This window comes from Pseudonocardia pini, assembly GCF_013870575.1.
Lineage (GTDB): Bacteria > Actinomycetota > Actinomycetes > Mycobacteriales > Pseudonocardiaceae > Pseudonocardia > Pseudonocardia pini.
In genome coordinates this window covers 1-4,994 of sequence record NZ_JACBXB010000400.1, presented here as the reverse complement: position 1 = coordinate 4,994, position 4,994 = coordinate 1, and the positions used below count along the sequence as shown (strand labels likewise).

Genomic DNA, 4,994 nt, shown 5'->3' with positions numbered 1-4,994 from the left:
TGGCGAGCCCGTCCCCGGGCGGCCAGGTGAGCTGGTGGTCGGCGACCGTGGTCACCCCGCAGAGCAGGGCCTCCGCGAGACCCACCGACGCCGCGGCGTGCGCCGCCCCGGGATCGATCCCGACGGCCCCGTACGCCGCGGCCATGCGCGGCAACCACTCCCGCATGGGCACGCCGCGGGTGCCGGGCAGGGTGCGGAAGGCGCTCTGCAGGAGATGGTGGTGGGCGTTGACCAGGCCGGGGGTGACCACGCAGCCGGTGGCGTCGAGCACCTCGTCCACCTCGTCCGACCCGCCCACCTCGTCCGACCCGCCCACCTCGTCCGACCCGCCCACACCGGACGCGCCCCGGACCGGCGCGGACACGAGCCCGTCCGCGTCGCAGGACAGCGTCCCGCCCGGGATCTCCGCGGTGCCCGTCCAGAGCAGCTCGGCGCCGCGGACCGTCAGCATCAGGGCCGGGTCAGCCGCTTGAGGGGAGCGGGCAGGTCCGCGGCGTGGACCACGGTGAGGCGCTGGGTGGCGCGGGTGAGGGCCACGTAGAGGTCGTTCAGGCCCCGCGGGCTCTCGGCCAGCACCTCGGCGGGCTCGACGAGCACGACGGCGTCGAACTCCAGGCCCTTCGACGCCCCCACCGGCAGCACGACGACCGGCGCCTCGAGGTCCTCCGGGTCCTCTCCCGCCGCCTCCCCCAGCACACCCGACCGGATGGCGGCGACCCGCGCGGACGGCACGAGCACCGCGGTGCGGCCCTCCCCCACCGCGGCCCGGTCCTCGGCGACGATGTCGGCGAGCACACCGTCGGCACCATTCAGGGACCCCGGCGCGACGGCGAGGGCGCGCGGCGGCACGCCGGTGCTGCGGACCGAGCCGGGCGGGGTGAGGCCGGGGTCGATGGCGGCGAGGACGTCGTCCGCCACGTCGGCGATCTCGGCCGGCGTCCGGTAGTTCACGGTGAGCTGCTCGAGCCGCCAGCGGTTCTGCACGAACGGCGACAGCACGTCCGACCAGGCGCTCGCACCCGCGATGTCCCCCGTCTGCGCGACGTCACCGACGACCGTCATCGACCGGCTCGGCACGCGCCGCATGACCAGCCGCCACGCCATCGCGGACAGCTCCTGCGCCTCGTCCACGATCACGTGCCCGTAGGTCCACTCGCGGTCCGCGGCGGCCCGGTCGGCGGTGGACTCGTAGGTGCGCACCTGCATGCGCTCCGCGAGCCGGTCCGCGTCCACGACGTCCGTGGCGCGCAACAGTTCCGGGTCCAGCTCCTCCTCGAGGTCCAGCACGTCGAGCACGCCCTCGGCGTACTCGATCTCGGCGCGGATCGCGGCCTGCTCGGCGGCGCGGGCGGCGGACCCGTCGTCTCCCAGCAGCTCCGCGGCCTCGTCGAGCAGCGGGACGTCCGCGGGGGTCCAGCGCAGGTCCGCGGGCACGTCCGGGCCGGGTGCGCGGCGCTCCAGCAGCGCGCGGTCCTCGGCCGGGATCCGGCGGGCGATCGAGTTCAGCCTGCGCCGGTCCGCGAACAGCTCCGTGAGCAGCCGCTCGGGGGTGAGGGTGGGCCACAGCGCGTCGAGCTCGCGGTTGACCGCGGCGTCCTCCGCCAGCTCCTCGCGGATGTCCTCCACGTCCAGCCTGCCGAGCAGGTTGCGGCCGCCGAGCGTGCGCGCGACCTGCTGGGCGAGCAGCTGCAGCGCCTCCCGGCGGAAGATCCGCTTGGCCTCGTTGTGCGGCTTGCGCGAGCGCCGGGCGCGCGAGCGGGCCTGGTTGGCCAGGTCCCGGTCGATACGGGCGGGCTGTTGCTCCACGACCAGCTCGATCGGACGGCGGGGCAGCTGTTGGCGGTCCCGGACGGCCGCGGCGATCACGGCCGCCATGTCGGTGCGGCCCTTCACCTCCGCGGTGCGGACGTCCTCGGTGCGGCGGGCGTGCAGGCCCGGGTAGAGCTCGGCGGGCGTGGCGAGCACGACCGACGTCTCGCCGAGGGACGGGAGCACCTGGCCGATGTAGCGCAGGAACGTGGGGTTGGGCCCGACCACGAGCACGCCGCGCCGGGCCAGCCGGTCGCGGTGCGTGTAGAGCAGGTAGGCCGCCCGGTGCAGCGCCACCGCCGTCTTGCCCGTGCCCGGCCCGCCCTGCACGACCAGCACGCCCGACGGCTTGGACCGGATGATCCGGTCCTGCTCGGCCTGGATCGTGGCGACGATGTCGCCCATCCGGCCGGTGCGGGCCTCGCTCACCGCGGACATGAGCGCGGCCTCGCTGGTCAGACCGGAGCCCGAGCCCGCCGCGGCGGCGTCGGTGAGGTCGAGCACCTCGTCGTCCACCGCGACGACGTTCCGGCCGCGGGTGCGCAGGTGCCTGCGCCGCCGCATGCCCTCGGGGTTCGCGGCGGTGGCGGTGTAGAAGGGCTGGGCCGCGGGGGCCCGCCAGTCCATGAGCAGGGGCTCGTACTCGTTCTCCTCGTCGAGCAGGCCGAGCCTGCCGACGTACCGGACCTCGCCCGGCGTGCCGTCGGCGAGCGGCAGGGCGTCCAGCCTGCCGAACGCCAGCCCGTGCTCGGCGGCCCGGAGGGCGGCGAGGCGGTCGGTGTACATCGCGGCTGCGGCGTCCCGCTCGGTCAGCGCCTGCGGGGTGCCGACGGTCTCGGAGTGCAGCACCTCCTGGAGGCGCCGGGCGACCTCCCGACGGCGCTCGTCCAGCCGTTCGTAGAGCATCGCGACGTACGCACGCTCGTGCTCGAGCGGCGTCTCGGTGTCCGGGGTCGGCACGTGCTCGGATCCTCTGGGGCGGGAAGGGGTCGACCTGCTCACGACCGCGATCGACGGTCCCTGCGCTGGGCCGGCGTCGTGCTGCGGCGCGGCTGACCAACCTACCAGCGCCGCCGGCGGGTTTCCGGGCCGGCGCCCCCGGGTAGATCCTCCCGTGCCGTCCTCACCCAGCCAGCCGCCCCGACGTGGCTGACCCCCGGTCCGCCGAGACCGCCCCGGCCGCCGACCGGGGCTCGGCCGAGTACGCGCATCTCGCCCCGCTGTTCGACAAGCTCGTCGCGCTCCCCGACGACCACCCCGAGCGGGACGCGCTGCGTGCCGAGCTGGTCACCGGGCACCTGCCGGTCGTCCAGCACATCGCCCGCCGGTTCGCGAACCGCGGCGAGCCCGTCGACGATCTCGAGCAGGCGGGCACGGTCGGCCTGATCAACGCCGTCGACCGCTTCCAGCCGGACCGCGGCGTGGACTTCCTCTCCTACGCCGTCCCCACGATCACCGGCGAGGTCCGCAGGCACTTCCGGGACCGCACCTGGGCCATGCGGGTGCCGCGGCGGCTCAAGGAGATGCAGTCCGCGATCAACGGGGCGATCGGGCCGCTGTCGCAGGAGCTGGGGCGGGCCCCCAAGCCGTCGGAGATCGCACAGCGGCTCGGGATGCCCACCGAGGAGGTCGTCGAGGGCCTCGACGCGCAGCAGGCCTACCGCGGCCCCTCGCTCGACGAGCTGGTGGCCGGGGCCGACTCCCCGCTCTCGGACACCCTCGGCGAGGCGGACGTGGAGCTGGACAAGGTCGAGTACCGCCAGACCCTCGCGCCCCTGCTCGACGAGCTGGCCCCCCGCGAGCGGCAGATCCTGGTGCTCCGGTTCTTCGGCAACAAGACCCAGACGCAGATCGCGGACCAGATCGGCATCTCCCAGATGCACGTGAGCCGGCTGCTCAGCCGCACCCTCGCGCAGCTCCGCGAGCGGATGGCCGAGGACTGACGGCGCTAGCGGCGCAACGCCGACCGGACCGCCCTGCGCGCCACCGGCCCGAGCCCGTCGAGGACCGCGGCCAGCTCGGCGATCCGGGTGAGCCCCGGTGCCGTCCCCGTCGCGCCGGTGAGCTCGATCCCGACGAAGGCGGCGGAGACCAGCTCGGCGAGCTCGCGGGCGTCGAACAGGTCCGCGAGCACGGAGCCGGGCAGGATCCGCCGCACGGTCACCTCCACCCGGTCGGTCCACAGCCGCAGGGCCGCGCCCGCCGCCTCGGCGAGGGCCGGGTTGGTCTGGGCGCCGGCGAGGGCCTGGGCGAGGACCCGCACGTTGCCCGTGTCCCGCTCCTCCGCGCTGATCTCCCCGGCGACCTCGACGAGCTCCGCGAACCCGCCCACGGCGTCGAGGCGCGGCCCGAAGGACTCCACCCGACGGCGGGTGGTCGCCAGGCAGGCCTCGCCGACCAGCGTGTCGACCGAGCTGAAGTGGTAGAAGACCAGGGCCTGGTTCACCCCGCCCGCCGCGGCGATCGTGCGGGCGGACACCCCGGCGATACCGTGCTCGCGCAGGGTCGCGATCGTGGCGTCGATCAGCTTCCCCCTGGTGGCCGCGGCCCGGTCAGACACGCAGCTCCTCCCGGTAGGGACGGGCCACCGCGGGCACGGCGGCGAGCTCCGGATACCGGGCCGTGAAGCGGCCCGAGTAGCCGAACACCGGCCCGACCAGCGGGTTCGTCACGCGGACGGCGATGCGGAAGCAGCCCGCAGTGTCGTCGAACGACTCGCGCACGGTCGCGTCCGCCGCCAGCGCGTGCGGGAGACGGCGGCCGCGGATCCGGAACGCCCCGGTCCTGATCACCAGCGCCCCCTCCTCGACGGTGAGGTGCAGGTCGGCCGCGACGTGCTGGTGGGTGCCGAGGAAGTCGACCAGCCTGCCCGCCTGGTGGACCATCGTCGCGTCGAAGCGGCGCCTGCGGCCGGGCGCGACGACGAACGTGCGCAGGAACGTGACGGTCTCGCGGCCGAGATCGTCCCGGTAGGCGTAGTTCTCGATCGTGAACGGCACCTCCCGTCCCGTCTCCGGGAAGAGCAGGTTGCGGGTGGCCCCGAGGTGCAGGAAGGGGGCGACGCCGCGGCCGCGCCACACCTCGTCCATCGTGCCGGTGCCGATGCAGGCCCGCTCGCCGGTGGACCCGATCCCGAAGCGGCGGCGGAGCTCGGGGTGCAGCCTGCCGAAGTCGCGGCCGAGGGT

At 75.2% G+C, this 4,994-nt stretch carries 5 protein-coding genes; 1 reads left to right on the top strand and 4 read right to left on the bottom strand.

Annotation, left to right across the window (positions count from 1 at the left end; genetic code table 11):
* Positions 1 to 451 (bottom strand): amidohydrolase family protein (locus H5J29_RS20615; protein ID WP_181782690.1); only part of this gene is annotated, 451 nt, incomplete at its 3' end.
* Positions 451 to 2,769, bottom strand: coding sequence for a HelD family protein (locus H5J29_RS20610; RefSeq protein WP_512700129.1), 2,319 nt, complete (start codon positions 2,767 to 2,769; stop codon positions 451 to 453). The genes H5J29_RS20610 and H5J29_RS20615, both read right to left, overlap by 1 nt.
* 185 nt (positions 2,770 to 2,954) lie before the next feature.
* Here H5J29_RS20610 and H5J29_RS20605 point away from each other — a divergent pair, with 185 nt between their 5' ends.
* Entirely contained in the window at positions 2,955 to 3,752 is a 798-nt protein-coding gene (locus tag H5J29_RS20605) for an RNA polymerase sigma factor SigF (protein WP_181782689.1), read from the top strand.
* Between the two features lie 5 nt (positions 3,753 to 3,757).
* Here the strand turns inward: H5J29_RS20605 and H5J29_RS20600 are convergent, their stop codons facing one another.
* Entirely contained in the window at positions 3,758 to 4,369 is a 612-nt protein-coding gene (locus tag H5J29_RS20600) for a TetR/AcrR family transcriptional regulator (protein ID WP_181782688.1), read from the bottom strand.
* On the bottom strand, positions 4,362 to 4,994 hold a 633-nt coding region (locus H5J29_RS20595), incomplete at its 5' end, for a DUF4166 domain-containing protein (protein ID WP_181782687.1). The genes H5J29_RS20600 and H5J29_RS20595, both read right to left, overlap by 8 nt.